The organism is Streptomyces sp. 2A115 (assembly GCF_052245575.1).
GTDB lineage: Bacteria > Actinomycetota > Actinomycetes > Streptomycetales > Streptomycetaceae > Streptomyces.
In genome coordinates, this window is record NZ_JBQQCG010000002.1 from 1 (window position 1) to 14,592 (window position 14,592).

Sequence of the window (14,592 nt, forward strand, 5' to 3'; positions counted from 1 at the left end):
GTACGCGACGCTGCCGCCCCGGGTCACCAGTCGGACGTCGGGGTGGATACGGCGGGCGGCGTAGGCGAAGTACTCGGCCAGCGAACCGGAGATGCGCAGGCCGAGGACCGTCAGCGGGGTCGACCGGGACAGCGCGCGGCCGGTCTCGATGACCCGCTCCGGGTCGGCGAAGTCGCGACGCAGGTTCTCCAGGTTGTCGATCTCGGCGTCGACGGCCGCCTGGAGTTCGTTGGGACGGGCCTCTTCGGCGGCGTCGGGCGTGCTGGCGAGTTTGCTGAGCGCGATCGACTGGAGGCGTTCCCGCAGTGCGGGGTAGCCGCTGAAGCCCACCGCCGTCGAGAAGCGGGTCACCGAGGGCTGGCTCACGCCGACGCGCTCCGCGAGATCGGTGATCGACAGGAAGGCCGCCTCGGTGATGTGCTCGATCAGGTACTGGGCGATGCGGCGCTGTCCCGGGGAGAGCCGAGGACCGTCGAACAGGGCTCGCAGCCGTGTCGTGGGAGCGGCCTCCGCCTCCGGGACGGGCTTCCCCGAGCTGATCGCGGACGCCTGCGCGCGTGCCTGCTGCGGCGACGATGCCACCGGTGCGCCTCCTTCGTGTCCCAACGCGGTTCAACATAACCCAGCGCCGCGCGGACGTGCCCCGGGTCGCGGCGCGCCCCTCAGAGATGCGGGGAACCGCGCGCCCGGCCACGAACGACCCGCAGCTGATCAAGGCCCGCCCGTCCCCGCCCGCGAAGGGAAGCCGCGGCAGACGGGCCGGTAGGCCTGTCGACGCCGCGACCTGGCATGATCGGGCGCATGGCTGAACGCGTTATCGCCGCGTGTGACGGGGCGTCGAAAGGAAACCCCGGGCCCGCCGGCTGGGCCTGGGTCATCGCCGACGGGACGGGAACCCCCACCCGGTGGGAGGCGGGACCGCTCGGGACGGCGACCAACAACGTCGCCGAACTGACCGCGCTGGAGCGGCTGTTGACGGCCGTGGACCCGGATGTCCCCCTGGAGATCCGGATGGACTCCCAGTACGCGATGAAGGCCGTCACGACCTGGCTCCCGGGCTGGAAGCGCAAGGGCTGGAAGACATCGGCGGGCAAGCCGGTGGCCAACCAGGAGCTCGTCGTACGGATCGACGCACTCCTCGACGGCCGCTCCGTGGAGTTCCGGTACGTGCCCGCGCACCAGGTCGACGGGGACCCCCTCAACGACTTCGCGGACCGGGCCGCGAGTCAGGCCGCGTTCGTCCAGCAGCCGGCGGGAAGCGGACAGGGATCGCCGCAGCCGCCGAAGTCTCCCGCGGCCAAGGCGGTACAGAAGGCCGCGCCCGCACGGAAGCGCACCTCGTCCTCGTCGTCCTCGTCCTCGCGCACGCTCAAGGCCAAGTTCCCCGGCCGCTGCCGCTGCGGTCGCTCGTACGTCGCGGGCGAGACCATCGCCAAGAACGCCGACGGATGGGGCCACCCGGAGTGCCGTACGGAGGCGTAGGCCCCTGGCTGGGGCGGGACGCCGACCGGCACGTACCTGCCCCGCGCATCCGGCCGATACCCCGCCCGGATGCGAAACCCGACCCCTGCGGTGACCCTGGAGGCGTGGGGGTGAACTGACCGGAAGGATGACTCATGTCCGTTTTGGACAAGATCAAGGGCATGCTGAAGGGCCACGAGGACCAGGCGAACAAGGGCGTCGACAAGGCCGGCGACTTCGTGGACGACAAGACCCAGGGCAAGTACAGGGGCCAGGTCGACACCGGCCAGGACAGGCTCAGGGACCAGTTCGGCACGGACCCGAACAAGGACCGGCCGCAGACCTGACACCGACGTCGTACAACGATCGCGGGCCTACCTCGCCGCCGCCACGGGCCGGTCCCCGCGCGGGACCGGCCCGTCCTCCTCTTCGAGCGCTGCTCCGGCTGCCGGCCCGCGTGCCCCCGACTACCGGGGCTGACATTCCACCGTGGCGCCGGCGAGCAGGCCGCCGGTGTAGAGGCTCTGGCCGCGGGGCATCCAGTAGCCCAGCTTGGACACGACGGTCGTGCAGGTGTCCTCGAGCGTGGCGCGGACGACGACCTTGGAGGGCCGGCCCGGCTGAAGGTCGGTGAGGGCGCAGTCCAGGGCGTACATGCTCCGGGCCGTCGACGGATACCGGCCGGTGAGCGGGTTGACGCAGCGCGCGTCGGACGTGGTGAGCTCCACACCCGACGCCTCCTCGCCGATCAGTCCGAAGCGTGCGCTGCCGTCGCCCTCGTCGCTGTCGCGCGAGACGGTGTACGTGAGTGTGGTCGTGGTGTTCGGTCGCAGTGTGCGCCGGTCGAGCTCGATGCGGTGGGTGGGGGCGGGCTTCGGGTCGGTGAGGGGCAGGGTTGCGTGGACCTGTCCGCGCAGATCGACGCCCGCGGGCGTCGAGCGGACGCGTACGGTGCCGCTGACGTCGTACGTGCCCGGGCCCGGGTTCTCCCTGCCGCCGGGGAGCGTGCCCGTGGCGACGGTCCGGCCCTCGCGTCGCAGGGTCCAGGTGCCCGAGGTCAGACAGGTGTGGCGGACACGCGCTCCGGCCCGCTCGCAGACGGCCGGAGCCGACAAGGACGTGCCCGCGCCGCCGGTGCTCGCGCAGAGGCTGACGGAGGCCCGCTGCCCGCCCTCGCCCTTGAGGGTGCCGGCGGGGGCGCAGAGCGTCGCCGGAGGGGACGGCTCGGGCGCCCGGGATGTGTCTGCCGTTCCCGCCGGTTGCCCCACGGCGGTCCAGCCCGCGGCGGCCAGTACGGCCGCCGCGGTCAGCAGCAAGGGCGTCCTGCGAGAGGCTGGGAACGTGCTGCGAGGCGTGGGGCGTGTCGGCACCGATTCCTCCTCCACGGTCGCTTCCGGCCGGGTGCCGGTCGCGTGCGTCGAGGAGAGGATGCGGGACCGGCCGACGGCCGGGACGCTCCCACGCCGGGCGGGACCGGTCAGGGCCGGTACGCGTCGCCCGGATGGGCCAGGTCGTAGGGGCGCAGGTAGGGGGTGGGACGGTACGTGGCGTAGCGAGCCGGAGTGGTCGGATCGGCTTGCGCCGCCCGCGAGTTGAGGGTGTTTGCTCCCGTGTCGCCCCACCGGCCCTTGTCCAGCCGGTTCTCCAGCGTGTCCAACGCGGCGACCTGTTCGGCGGGGCTGAAGGTGCAGTGGCCGGCGTTGTCGACGTACGCCTGGCGCAGCAGAGGCCGTGAGCCGCCCGCGGTGGCGGCCCGCAGGTAGGCGCTCTCCGTCTGCACCGGGACGAGGGCGTCTCCCGTGGTGTGGATGGTGAGCTGAGGCTTGGTCAGTTTTCCGGTGAAGGCGCTGGTGCGGCTCATCCAGTCGACCGCCTCCTTGTCGGCCTTGACGCGCGGGGCGCTGTTGAGCGCCTTGAGATCGTCCTTGAGGGAGAGCCCGGCCGCCTTGTAGAGGCCCTTGACCTCCTCGTATCCCGAGGACGCGCGCAGCAGCTTGGTGTAGTCGACCCCGGTGTTCCAGGACGAGTTGCCGCCCGCAAGCACCTCGGTGTACTGCCGCCAGCTGAAGGCAGCCGTCGCCAGGAGACCCCTGACCGCCGGGTACTGGTTGGCCTGCTGGGCGGTCCAGTCGTCGGGGGCCGGGCGGGTCTGCGAGGGGTCGTTCCAGCCGGGGATGTTGTGCAGGGCCGCCGCGAGGGCGATGCGGGCGCGGCCCTCCGTGGAGTTCTGCGCCTCGGTGACGACGCCGCTCAGTGTGGCGGCGGCGGCCGTGGCGGCGGCCTGGTCCTGGAAGTCCGCCAGGGGCACCGAGGCGTCGGGCGCCAGGAGGGTCTTCAGGGCGAAGATCGGGTCGAGGGTGTTGTTCCAGTTGGCGACGCCACCGTGGACCAGCCCGCACATGGACAGCGAGCCGTCGATACGGCCGGCATGACGCTCGGCGATCGCGGTCGTGACCAGCCCGCCGTACGACTGGCCCCACGCGACGGTCCGCTCGGCCGTCCCGAACCGGTCGGTGAACGCGTCCAGCGTCGCCAGCTGGTCCGGCACCGCGTGCTCCACCGCCCATCCGTTGATGGCGTACGAGGAACCGATGAGGGCGTAGCCGTCCTTGAGGAGGAGGGCTCGGGTGGCGGCGTCGGTGACGTTCTGGGCCGGGTTCGGCCCGCCCGGCGGCCGGAAGCCGTGGCTGAACAGGAGAACGGTGCCGTTCCAGCCGGCGGGGACGTCCATGACGTACGTCGCGCCGGAGGCGAGGGTGCCCTCGACGTGGACGTCCTCGGCGGTGGTGGTGGCGGCGCGGGCCGGGGCGGTGGTCGCCATCAGCAGGACGGCGACCGAGATCAGGAGACGTCGGTTCATGAAGGGATCCCTTCAGAGGTGGCGGGTGCGGGCTGGGTTTCGGGGCGCTCGGTGAGTTCGTCGCGGTTCGTCTCCCGGATCCGCCAGACGGCCAGCGCGGTCACGGCGCCGCCCGCGCACAGCAGCACGGCGAGCGGTGTGCCGCCGCCGTTGTTCGCGGCCACCAGACTTCCGGCGATCAGCGGTGAGAAGCCGGCGCCGATCAGGGTGGCCATCTGGTAGCCGAGCGAGGCGCCGGTGTAGCGGACGCGGGTGCCGAACATCTCGGTGAGCAGCGCGCCCAGCGGCCCGTACATCGTCGACTGGGCCACTCCGTGGCCGAGGGCGAGCGCGAGGATGAGCAGGCCGGGGCTGCCGGAGTCGACGAGCGCCAGGACGGGGAAGGCGAGCGCGGCGGAGAGCAGGGCGCCGGTGAGGACGACCGGGCGGCGGCCGACGCGGTCGGTGAGTCCGGCGGCGAGCGGCAGTACCACGAGGGCGACGCAGGAGGCGACGGTCACGGCGGTGAGGACCTGAGAGCGGGTGTAGCCGTTGTCGACCGCATACGTGATCATGAAGCTGGTCAGCAGGGACTGCGCGGCGAACGCGCCGATGCCCACGGAGCAGGCGAGGAACAGCGGCTTCGGCCGGCGCAGCACCTCGGCCAGCGGCATCCGCGCCTCGCGCCGGTCCTCCTTCACGGCGGCGAACAGCGGGCTCTCGGCGATCTTCAGACGGACGAACATGCCGAGGGCGAGGAGGGCCAGGCTGAGCAGGAACGGTATGCGCCAGCCCCAGGAGCGGAACTGGTCGTCGGGGAGGGTCGAGACGAGCGTGACGACTCCGGCGGAGAGCACCGAGCCGAGCGGGGCGCCGAGTTGGGTCGCGCTGGACCACAGGCCGCGGCGCTTCTCGCCCGCGTGCTCGACGACCATCAGGGTCGCGCCGCCCCACTCGCCGCCGATGGCGATGCCCTGCACCACGCGCAGGGTGACAAGCAGTACCGGAGCCCAGACGCCGATGGCGTCGTAGGTGGGCAGCAGGCCGATGAGGAAGCTGCCGAGGCCCATCATCACCATGGTCGTGAGCATCATCTTCTTGCGGCCGAGCCGGTCGCCGAAGTGCCCGAAGACCATGCCGCCGAGCGGCCGCGCCACGTAACCGGCGGCGAAGGTGCCGAAGGCGGCGATGGTGCCGACGGCCGGGTCCGCCCGGGGGAAGAACAGCTCGCCGAAGACCAGGGCGGCGAGGGTGCCGTAGACGAGGAAGTCGTAGAACTCCACGGCCGTGCCGAGCATTCCGGAGAGGGCGACGCGGCGCAACTGGGTCTGGTTGCTGGGGGGTTGGGGTGGCGCTTGCATGAACGGACTCCCTGTGACGGGGGCAGGCACAGTGAAGTTAGGCAATTTGGCATCGGTGGTCAATATTCTGCGCAACATGGGATTGTGAAGATGTCAGAGCCGCTGCGCGGGAGTGCACGCGAATGCCCGCTAATAGGAGCCTGTTTCTGAACCCCCGAAGAAGGGGAGAACGACTCGACCCGTCCCCGGTGGCGTGGGCCGGTCGGGCTCAGCGCAGCGAGCGGTAGAACGCCAGATGGCGCCCCGCGGCCTCGGACCAGGTGTGGCGGGCGGCCAGCTCCCGGCCCGCCGCGCGACGTACCGGGTCGTCGTGCGAGACGGCGGCGCCGAGTGCGTAGGCCAGGTCGTCCGACGTGGCGGCGAAGCGGGCCGCGGAGCCGAAGACCTCGCGCAGCACGGGCAGTTCACGGACCACGAGGGGGACGCCCGCGGCGAGGGCCTCCATGGCGGCCAGCCCGAAGCCCTCCTTCGTGGAGGGGAACGCGAAGGCGTTCGCGGCGGCGACGAGGGAGGGGAGTTCGTGGTCGCCGACCTGTCCCAACACGACTGGCTCGACGCCGAGTTCGGCGGCCCGGGTCTCCCAGCGGGCGCGGTAGTCGCGGTAGTCGAAGAGGGTCTCGCCGCCCGCGATCACCAGGCTCAGCTCCGGATGCGCCGTCCGCAGCAGGGCGTACGCCTCCAGCAGGTCGAGTGAACCCTTCCGCGGCTCGATGCCGCCGACCGTCAGGACGTACGGGCCGAGGCGGGACCGCCAGGAGGCACGCGCCGCCGGGTCGGTCGTCGCGAACCGCTCGTAGGCGACCCCGTTCGGGATGACCTCGGCCTTCAGCCCCCAGCCGGCGGTGAGTTCGTCCGCGACCGACCGTGAGACGCAGACGTGTGCGTACGGATCGGTGATCGCCCGCTCATGGCAGGCGGCCAGCTCGGGCGTGGTGAAGTGGTCGAGGTGATGGACCGTGCGGACACAGCGGCCGACCGCGTTGGCACTGATGCAGTCCTGCGCGTGCACGATGTCGTACGGAGTCGGGTCGAAGGCCGCGCGCAGCGTGGTGATGGAGCGGAGGATGCGCTCGCCGACCGTCTCGCCGCCCGGGTCGTCGGGGAACGGGACGATCCGCAGCCGGACCGCCGGGTCCACCGGCCGGAAGAACCCGGAGTCGCCGCCCCGCCCCAGCGTCCACACCGTGACGTCCTGCCCGAGCGCGGCCAGTGCCTCGGCCAGTGCGAGAGTGTGGACGACGCCGCCGCGTGGCTTGGTGGAGTAGCTGAGCAGGGCGATCCTCATGAGACGGTCTCCCGGTGGTGCCATCGGTTCGTCATGAGGTGGTCTGCCGGTGTCGCGTCACGACGTGACCTCCCGATATGCGGCCGGGCGGCGCTCGTCGAGGTGGCGGAGGATACGGCGGGCGCGGTCCATCTCCGTCGCGACGTCCACCTCCGCGACCGCCAGTCCTGCCTTGGACCAGGTGCGGGCGAGGATGTCGCCGCCGGGCCCGACGACCTTGGCCTGGCCGAGGAAGCGCATGCCGCCCATGGCACCGGTCTGGTTCGAGGAGGCCAGGACCACCTGGTTCTCGGCGGCGCGCGACTGGTCGTACAGGTCGAAGAGTTTGGCCTGGCGGTCCTGGGCCATGCGTGGGGCGCGGTTGGTGATGCTGGTGGGCCAGGCGGAGAGGCAGGCGAGGATCTCGGCGCCGTCCAGGGCCAGGGAGCGGGCGGACTCCGGGAACGTCTTGTCGTAGTCGATGAGCATGCCGATCCGGCCGACCGGAGTGTCGAAGGCGTCGAAGCGGTCGCCGGGCGCGTACGCGGCGACCTCCCCGGCCGGCAGGTGCACCTTGCGGTGGCGGCCGAGGATCCCGTCGCCGCTCACGCACACGGCGGAGTTGTACCGCTCGTCGCCGCCGTCCTCGCAGTAGCCGACGCACACCACCATCTCGGCGGCGAGACGGGCCACTTGGAGGAGCAGCGGGTCGTCCGCCTTCAGCGCGGGCGGCAGCGCCTCCGGGTCCGGGTGGCGCAGATCGGCGAGGTAGCCGCCGAGCGCGGCGTCCGGCAGGACCAGCAGCCCGGCGCCCGAAGTCCGGGCGTCATCGATCAGCTTGGCGATGCGGGCGAGGTCGAACTCCAGGTCGCGGCCGAAGTGGGCGGCAGCGGCCGCGATCCGGATGGTGCTCATGCGGTGACTGCTCCTGCGGGGGTATAGGTTTCCGGGCGCCGGTCGCGGAGATGGCCCATGGAGCGGCGGGCCGTCTCCAGGGCCTGCGCGACGTCGAGTTCGGCGATCGCCAGACCGGCCCCGACTCCGGTGTCGGCGAGGATCTCGCCGCCCGGGTCGACGACCTTGGCGCTGCCTACGAAACGTAGCGAACCGAAGGTACCCGCCTGGTTCGAGGAGATCCACACGATCTGGTTCTCCAGCGCGCGGGCCCGGTCGAAGAGGTCGAACCGGCGCTTCCAGCGGTCGTTGACGAGATCGGCGGCGGCGTTGGTCCTGGAGCCCGGCCAGGCGGAGACGACCACGCCGATCTCGGCGCCGTCCAGCGCCAGCGCGCGGGCGGACTCCGGGAAGGCCTTGTCGTAGCAGATCATCATGCCGATCCGCCCGACCGGAGTCTCGAACGCGTGGAAGCGGTCCCCGGACGCGTAGCTGGCGTCCTCGCTCAGCGGCTGGTGGACCTTGCGGTGGTTGCCGAGTACACCGTCGCCGTTGACGCAGACCACACTGTTGTAGCGGGCGTCGCCGGCGGCTTCGCAGTAGCCCGCGACGACGGTCATCTCACCCGCGAGGGCGGCGAGTCGGCGGATCTCGGGGCCGTCGAGGGCGAGAGCGGGCGGGCCCGCGTCCAGCTCTGTGTCGTTGTCCAGGCTCAGCAGGTAACCGCCCAGACAGGCCTCCGGCAGGGCGAGGAGCCGTACGCCCGCCGCGCGGGCCTCCTTGATCAGCCGCTCGGCGGTGGCGAAGTCCTCTTCGAGGTCGCGGCCGAACTCGGCGGAGACGGCCGCCATACGCAGGGCGCTCATGCTGACCTCGTTCCGGGCGTGCCAAGTGTTCCGAGTGTTCCGAGTGTTCCGAGCGATCCGGATGGTCCGGGCGTGCTCATGCGGTCCCCATTCCGGTCACCGAACCGGCGACCGCCTCGGTGATCTCTCCGTCGGGCCAGCGCAGCCCGACCCCCTGACCCGACGTCAGCTCTCCGCACACGGCACCCTCGGCGGGCCCCGCCGGGAGGGGCGCGCTGCCCGGCTCGTCGGCCGTGAGCATCGCGAAACCGGGGAAACAGGTCAGCCAGTCGCCCATGGACGCCTCCCCGGGACGCGGTACGGCGGCCACGTCGAGCACCGCCCGGCAGCCGCTCGCCTCGGCGAGCATGCCCAGGGTCCCGGCGGCACCGGCCATCGACACGTCCTTGGCGGCCGCGGGCCGGGCGGCGGCCACCGCGCCGAGCATCGCGCGCAGTTCGTCCGTACGCCGATGAGTTGTCGAATCCCACTGACGGCCGCCGTACCCGGCACGCCAGCCGCCGCCCAGGTCCGCGGTGAGCCGCACCGCATGGCCCGGCCGCCCGCCGCCGCCAGGGACGGGACGGTTCGTACGGCCGAGTGCGGTGACCGACAGCGCGGCGGGCACGCCGAACTGGGTGTGGCCGCCCAGGACGGGCACGGCGTAGGCCTCGGCGGCGCGCTTCAGGCCCGCGAGGACGCGGGCGGCGTGCGCGGCGTCCCGGGCACCGAGCGCGTCGAGCAGTCCGACGGGTGAAGCACCCATCGCGGCAAGGTCGTTGACGTTCACCAGGACCGAGCACCAGCCCGCCCACTCCGGATCCCGCTCGACCATCGACGGCACGATCGCGTCACACGCGGCGATCACATCGGTGCCGGGGACCGGGGCGCCGTCGTCGCCGACGAAGCCGGAGCCGCCAGGAGAGAGTTGGGCCAGCAGCGGGCCGAGCGCGGCCTTGGTAACCGCCGCCTGCCCGGCGATGCGGCCGATGGGCCACCGCATGAGGACGTGCGGGGCCCCGGCGACCGTGACCGGCCGCACCCTGCCCCAGCCCAGCCGCTTGAACAGCACCTCGCCCTGGACCTGCACGGTCGCGTCGAAGCGCAGCACGCCCTCGGCCTCGGCCCGGGCACAGGCGGCCCGGACCAACGCCGGGCCGATTCCGCGCAGGCCGCGGGCACCGGGCGCGACGACCAGTCGGCCCCCCGCCCACCAGCCGATGTCCGCACCGTCGCCCACGGGACCGAGCCGCACTCCGCCCACGACCGTGCCGGCCCGGTCCCTGGCCACCAGGACCACGGTCCGCGGATCGTCGTCACGATCGTCGAGGTCATGGCCTTCGAAGAGGCCCTGCTCGTGAACGAAGGCGTCCCGTCGCAGCTGCCGGTAGGCGGCCGACTCCGCAGCTGTGGAGGCCTGTTCGATACGGAAGCCCGGCAGCCGGGCCAGCGTGCTGCGATCGCCCAGCAGCGCGAGGATGTCGTCCGGCCGGTCCGGCACAGCGACCGCACGGCCGCCGTCCAGGCTCTGGCTCTCCACCTGCACGCGGCTCACCCGCCCGCCGTACGCAACACGCTGCACGCTCCACACGCGGCGCAGCCCGCCTTCTGGTCGGCGCCGCTCATACCGGCCGCACGGAGCTTCGCGGCGACGCCCTCGGTGACGTACCGCAGCAGCTCCGCGGAGGGCGCGCGGATGCCATCGCGGGCGGCGAGCGTGCCCTTCATGGGCCGGAAGGGGACGACGAAGGGGTAGACGCCCCGGTCGATCAACTTCCCTGCACCAGCGATGAGTTCGTCCGAATCCTCGCCGAGTCCGACCAGGAGGTACGTGGAGACACGGTTCGGCCCGAAGACCCGCACCGCCTCGTCCCACGCGGCCTCGTACTCAGACATCGGCACTGTCGACTTGCCGGGCATCCACCGCCCGCGCACCTCGTCGTCGAGGGCCTCGACGTGGATCCCGATCGCGGTGGCTCCGGCGTCGTGGAGCGCGCGGATCCAGGCCAGGTCACCGGGCGGTTCGCACTGCACCTGAACGGGCAGCCCGGGCACCGCATCGAGGACCGCGCGCAGGGACCGTACGAGGTTGCGGGCGCCCCGGTCCGGTCCGGTGGTCGTGCCCGTGGTCATGACCATCTGCTTCACCCCGTCCAACCGCACGGCCGCCTCGGCGACTTCGGCGAGCTGGTCAGGTGTCTTGGCGGCGACCGTGGCGCTCGAACGGAGGGACTCCTCGATGGTGCAGAAACGGCAGCGGTCGGACTCGGCGTAGCGGATACAGGTCTGGACAACGGTCGTGGCGAGGACGTCGGCGCCGTGGAGGCGGGCGATCTGCTCGTAGCGGATGCCGTCGGACGTGGTCAGGTCGTAGAACTTGGGACGTCGTACGGCGGTCAGGGTCAGGCCGGTGTCCTCGTCGCCGAGCCACACCTTGCCGTCGCGCAGAGAGTAGGGGCTGTCGGGGTTGGTGGGCAGCGCGGCGTTGGCACCGTCGACGAGACCGCCTTCAACGAAATGGCCGTCGTCGCTGGGCCCCGCGCCGTCCGGCCGCCGTACGGGAGCGGCCGACGCCACCCCGTGCAGGGCGAGTTCGGCGCGGGTCATGATCCGCACATCCACCGCCGTACTGGTCGTATCGGTGCCAACGCTCACGTCGTCGCCCTTACAGCTGGTAGGTGGAGTTGATGATGGCGCCCTTGCGCGCGTAGTGGATCAGCGCGTCCTGGACGTCCAGCGGGTGGGTGGGGATCACGCCCTCGATGAGGTCCTCCTCGCGGGCGCCGTGCAGGGAGAGGCCGAAGCGGCAGCAGTAGACCTTGCCGCCCTCGGCGAGGAAGGTCTTGAGCTGGTTGTTGATGTTGTGCTCGCCGGGGAAGGCGGAGTTGCCGACGGTCGGGAAGCCGCGGGTGGCAAGGCAGTTGAGGGAGCCGGGTCCGTAGAAGTAGATGGCCGTCTCGAAGCCCTTGCGCAGGGCGCGGGTGGCCTGGAGGACGGCGACGAAGGAGACCGAGGACTCGTGGGCGATGCCGTGCACGAGGGTGAAGTAAGTCTCGCCGTTCTCGGCCTGGTAGTCGGGGAACACCTTGGTGGAGCCGTAGATGCTGGTGCCCTCGGGGAGGGACGGGTGCGGGATCTCGTCGAGGGACTTCTGCTCGACGTCGCTGAGCTCGGTGACGGTCTCGGACATGGCTGTCTCCTTTGTACGTACCGGAAGTGAGGAGGGGGGCAGGGCGCAGGGAGCGGATGAGGGGTCAGTCGTAGAGGGCGGCGAACGTGTCCCGGAAGGCGCGTTCGCGGAGTTCGCCGCCGCCGGCCGCGGCGGTCATGCGGGCGTACTCACCCGCGTAGTCGCCCCATGGCTGGTCGCTGGCGAAGAGCACCCGGTCGTGGCCGATGCCGCGGCGCTCGATCTCCTGTGCCAACCAGCGCGGCGCGAAGCCGATGGCCCAGGAGAGGTCGGTGTAGACGCGCTTGCCGGACTCGATCCAGTCGAAGAACCGCGAGCCGACGAGCTTGATGTGACCGCTCATCCCGCCGCCGAAGTGCACGAGATGGACGGGCACTTGGTCGGCGTACCAGTCGACCAGATGGCCGACCTCGTCGATGTCGGAGGCGGCGCCGGGGGAGGTGTGGACGTGGACGACCAGGTCGAGGCGTTCGGCCTCGTGGAAGATCCGGTCCAGCATCGGGCGGCAGGCGGGGTCGGTGGCGCGCCCGCCCAGCAGGAAGCTGAGCTTCAGGGCTCGTACGCCGTCCTCGCGGGCCAGCGCCAGGGCGTGGGCCGTGAGATGTTCGTCCTCGGGGCGCGGCGAGACCCACAGCCCCGCCCGGATCCGGTCGTCCGTCTGGGCCGCCTCGATCGCCAACTCGTTGAAGGAGAAGGCGATCTCCGGGTCCGGGACGCCGTAGTTGGGGATGACCAGGGCGCGTTCGGTGCCCTCGGCGTCGAGGTCGGCGAGCAGGTCCTTGACCGTGGCGCGGGCGGTGGTGTCGGGGTGGACGGGCGGGCCGCCGTAGAAGGGGTGGGCGGGCAGGACGCCGATGTGGCGGTGGGCGTCGAAGACCATGATGTCCCTGATCTCCTTCAGCCGATGGGGAGCGCGGAGGCGAGTTCGCTGGGGGACCCGGTGAGGGTGCCGCAGACGTCGGCGAGGCGGCGCGAGGCGTCGATGTGGTCCGCGAGGAACGCCGCGTCCCGGCCGACCGCCTCGAAGCGGCCCGATCCCCAGCTGAACTGCCAGGGCAGGCCCAGGAAGTACAGGCCCGGCGTGCTGGTGGCGCCCCGCCAGTGCATCGGGTACCCCCGGCCGTCGAAGACGGGCACCTCGATCCAGCGGTGATCGCGGGCGAAGCCGGTGGACCAGACGACCGAGGTGATTCCGGCGGCGGCCAGGTCGAGTTCGCCGGGCTGCTCGGACGGCTCCCACACCGGTACGTACCGTGCCTCGTCCGGGGCCTCGATCCCCTGCGCGGCGATGTGGGCGTCGATGGCGTCCTTGATGCCCTCGGCCACCGCGTCCGCCCTGTCGAGGTTCACCTTGAGGTCGTCGGCGAACTCCAGCCGCGTACCGTCGATCCCGGTGAGCCGCCCGTACAGCCGCATGCCGTCCCGGGCGAAGGCCCGCAGGTCGATGTCGCGGCCTCCGTCACGCCCGGTCACGTAGTGGTTGACCCGCATCCGGACCGCGCCGGCGTCGTCGAACTCGCCGATGTCCTTGGCGTAGTGACCCATCTCGTCCAGCCAGGCCACGCAGTCCCGGCCCCGGTAGAAGCGGGACACGCGCGGTGCGCCGCCGACGGCCAGATGGACCTGGCGTCCGGAGAGGTGCAGGTCCTCTGCTATCTGACAGCCGGACTGGCCGGTGCCGACCACCAGGACGCCGCCTTCGGGGAGGCCGCCGGGGTTGCGGTAGCGGGAGGAGTGGATCTGCTCGACACCGGCGGGCAACCGCTCAGCCAGCCGCGGGATCGAGGGGGTGTGGTACGGGCCCGTGGCGACGACGACCTGGTCGGCGGTGAAGTCCCCGTCGGACGTGGACAGTTCGAAGACGCCGTTCGGGGAGCGCCGCAGACCGGTGACGGATACGCCCTCCACCAGTGGCGGTTGAAAGAAGGCCACATAGTCCCGGAGGTACTCGATGATCTCGTCGCGGACCATGAAGCCGTCCGGATCGTCCCCCCGGTAGGGGTAACCAGGCAGTTTGCACTGCCAGTTGGGGGTCACCAGGCAGAAGGAGTCCCAGCGACGGGCGCGCCACTCGTGGCCGACCTGGTTCGCCTCGATCACGACATGTTCAATGCCGCGCTCGCGCAGGCAGTAGCTCACGGACAGGCCTGCCTGGCCGCCGCCGACGACCGCCACCGGGACGGGGGTACCTGCCCCGCCTTTGAGGCTCTGGGGGAGGGTTCCGGCCGGACACCGCGGACTCACCGCGCGGTCCCATCGGCGTAGAGCAGGGCCTGGACGGTGACGGTGGGCTCGGGGAGCGAGGCGTACGCCTCGGCGGTCTCCTCGATCCGGGCGAGCTGGTCGGACGCTCCGGTGCAGGCGAAGCCGTACTTCTCCCTGACCCGGTCGCTCGCGATGCCCAGCGCCGTCCGGCTGCGCTTCACGAAGTCGTCGAGCGGGTACGCGCCGCCGACGGTGAAGTGGTCCTCGATTACGGTGGAGGGGGAGTAGCAGTGCTGGACCTCGCCGTCGGGCCAGCGCACATGGAAATACAGCTCAGGCATGAAGTCCTCCATGCGAGGCGCCGAGGCGTTGTCACCTGGACGCTGCTTGTGAGGACCACTTCAGCCACGGTGGATTACCCAACCAAGTCATCCGGAATAAAGGGGAGTTACGGACTTCTCACACAGGGTGACGGGTGGCGGGTGACGGTTTGCCGGGAACCGTCCGCGGGGGAGCCGAGACCGGGGTGCAGG

Annotated in this window: 15 protein-coding genes; 2 read left to right on the plus strand and 13 right to left on the minus strand. The window is 71.6% G+C overall.

Going from position 1 to position 14,592, the window contains the following annotated elements; all coding sequences use genetic code 11:
- Positions 1 to 606 (minus strand): MurR/RpiR family transcriptional regulator (locus tag ACTWQR_RS01540; protein ID WP_443225012.1); only part of this gene is annotated, 606 nt, incomplete at its 3' end.
- A 183-nt stretch (positions 607 to 789) separates the two neighbouring features.
- Between ACTWQR_RS01540 and ACTWQR_RS01545 the strand changes: the two genes are divergently transcribed.
- Complete coding sequence (locus ACTWQR_RS01545; RefSeq protein ID WP_443225013.1) at positions 790 to 1,482, plus strand: ribonuclease H family protein; 693 nt, start codon at positions 790 to 792, stop codon at positions 1,480 to 1,482.
- 134 nt (positions 1,483 to 1,616) lie between these two features.
- Positions 1,617 to 1,808 carry an antitoxin gene (locus ACTWQR_RS01550; protein WP_443225014.1) on the plus strand — a complete coding sequence of 64 codons (192 nt, stop codon included), beginning with the start codon at positions 1,617 to 1,619 and terminating at the stop codon, positions 1,806 to 1,808.
- A 120-nt stretch (positions 1,809 to 1,928) separates the two neighbouring features.
- Here the strand turns inward: ACTWQR_RS01550 and ACTWQR_RS01555 are convergent, their stop codons facing one another.
- The 12 genes from ACTWQR_RS01555 to ACTWQR_RS01610 form a co-directional block, all read right to left on the minus strand.
- Complete coding sequence (locus ACTWQR_RS01555) at positions 1,929 to 2,777, minus strand: hypothetical protein (RefSeq protein WP_443225015.1); 849 nt, start codon at positions 2,775 to 2,777, stop codon at positions 1,929 to 1,931.
- 161 nt (positions 2,778 to 2,938) lie between these two features.
- Positions 2,939 to 4,321 (minus strand): alpha/beta hydrolase family protein, encoded by a 1,383-nt coding sequence (locus ACTWQR_RS01560; RefSeq protein WP_443225016.1) that lies wholly within the window; start codon positions 4,319 to 4,321, stop codon positions 2,939 to 2,941.
- Complete coding sequence (locus ACTWQR_RS01565; RefSeq protein WP_443225017.1) at positions 4,318 to 5,661, minus strand: MFS transporter; 1,344 nt, start codon at positions 5,659 to 5,661, stop codon at positions 4,318 to 4,320. Before ACTWQR_RS01565 ends, ACTWQR_RS01560 begins: the two co-directional genes overlap by 4 nt.
- 208 nt (positions 5,662 to 5,869) lie before the next feature.
- Entirely contained in the window at positions 5,870 to 6,946 is a 1,077-nt protein-coding gene (locus ACTWQR_RS01570; RefSeq protein ID WP_443225018.1) for an MSMEG_0565 family glycosyltransferase, read from the minus strand.
- A 57-nt stretch (positions 6,947 to 7,003) separates the two neighbouring features.
- A complete protein-coding gene (locus tag ACTWQR_RS01575; RefSeq protein WP_443225019.1) occupies positions 7,004 to 7,840 on the minus strand; it encodes a carbon-nitrogen hydrolase family protein in 837 nt (278 codons plus the stop codon).
- Positions 7,837 to 8,685, minus strand: coding sequence for a carbon-nitrogen hydrolase family protein (locus ACTWQR_RS01580; RefSeq protein ID WP_443225020.1), 849 nt, complete (start codon positions 8,683 to 8,685; stop codon positions 7,837 to 7,839). The genes ACTWQR_RS01575 and ACTWQR_RS01580 overlap by 4 nt, the downstream gene beginning before the upstream one ends.
- Positions 8,686 to 8,761: 76 nt before the next feature.
- Positions 8,762 to 10,219, minus strand: a complete 1,458-nt coding sequence (locus tag ACTWQR_RS01585) for an MSMEG_0567/sll0787 family protein (protein ID WP_443225021.1) — start codon at positions 10,217 to 10,219, stop codon at positions 8,762 to 8,764.
- A complete protein-coding gene (locus ACTWQR_RS01590) occupies positions 10,216 to 11,319 on the minus strand; it encodes an MSMEG_0568 family radical SAM protein (protein ID WP_443225022.1) in 1,104 nt (367 codons plus the stop codon). The genes ACTWQR_RS01585 and ACTWQR_RS01590 overlap by 4 nt, the downstream gene beginning before the upstream one ends.
- 10 nt (positions 11,320 to 11,329) lie before the next feature.
- Positions 11,330 to 11,854, minus strand: a complete 525-nt coding sequence (locus ACTWQR_RS01595) for an MSMEG_0572/Sll0783 family nitrogen starvation response protein (RefSeq protein WP_443225023.1) — start codon at positions 11,852 to 11,854, stop codon at positions 11,330 to 11,332.
- A gap of 64 nt (positions 11,855 to 11,918) precedes the next feature.
- Positions 11,919 to 12,734, minus strand: coding sequence for an amidohydrolase family protein (locus ACTWQR_RS01600; RefSeq protein WP_443225024.1), 816 nt, complete (start codon positions 12,732 to 12,734; stop codon positions 11,919 to 11,921).
- Positions 12,735 to 12,751: 17 nt separating this feature from the next.
- Positions 12,752 to 14,029, minus strand: a complete 1,278-nt coding sequence (locus ACTWQR_RS01605; protein WP_443225025.1) for an MSMEG_0569 family flavin-dependent oxidoreductase — start codon at positions 14,027 to 14,029, stop codon at positions 12,752 to 12,754.
- 65 nt (positions 14,030 to 14,094) lie between these two features.
- Complete coding sequence (locus ACTWQR_RS01610; RefSeq protein WP_443225026.1) at positions 14,095 to 14,400, minus strand: MSMEG_0570 family nitrogen starvation response protein; 306 nt, start codon at positions 14,398 to 14,400, stop codon at positions 14,095 to 14,097.
- Positions 14,401 to 14,592: the final 192 nt, after the last annotated feature.

Bases quoted from the DNA above. Each gene is read 5' to 3' on its own strand.
- ACTWQR_RS01565 (WP_443225017.1), bottom strand. From the start codon at position 5,661: ATGCAAGCGCCACCCCAACCCCCCAGCAACCAGACCCAGTTGCGCCGC.
- ACTWQR_RS01610 (WP_443225026.1), bottom strand. From the start codon at position 14,400: ATGCCTGAGCTGTATTTCCATGTGCGCTGGCCCGACGGCGAGGTCCAG.
- ACTWQR_RS01570 (WP_443225018.1), bottom strand. From the start codon at position 6,946: ATGAGGATCGCCCTGCTCAGCTACTCCACCAAGCCACGCGGCGGCGTC.
- ACTWQR_RS01595 (WP_443225023.1), bottom strand. From the start codon at position 11,854: ATGTCCGAGACCGTCACCGAGCTCAGCGACGTCGAGCAGAAGTCCCTC.
- ACTWQR_RS01545 (WP_443225013.1), top strand. From the start codon at position 790: ATGATCGGGCGCATGGCTGAACGCGTTATCGCCGCGTGTGACGGGGCG.
- ACTWQR_RS01575 (WP_443225019.1), bottom strand. From the start codon at position 7,840: ATGAGCACCATCCGGATCGCGGCCGCTGCCGCCCACTTCGGCCGCGAC.
- ACTWQR_RS01560 (WP_443225016.1), bottom strand. From the start codon at position 4,321: ATGAACCGACGTCTCCTGATCTCGGTCGCCGTCCTGCTGATGGCGACC.
- ACTWQR_RS01580 (WP_443225020.1), bottom strand. From the start codon at position 8,685: ATGAGCGCCCTGCGTATGGCGGCCGTCTCCGCCGAGTTCGGCCGCGAC.
- ACTWQR_RS01550 (WP_443225014.1), top strand. From the start codon at position 1,617: ATGTCCGTTTTGGACAAGATCAAGGGCATGCTGAAGGGCCACGAGGAC.
- ACTWQR_RS01600 (WP_443225024.1), bottom strand. From the start codon at position 12,734: ATGGTCTTCGACGCCCACCGCCACATCGGCGTCCTGCCCGCCCACCCC.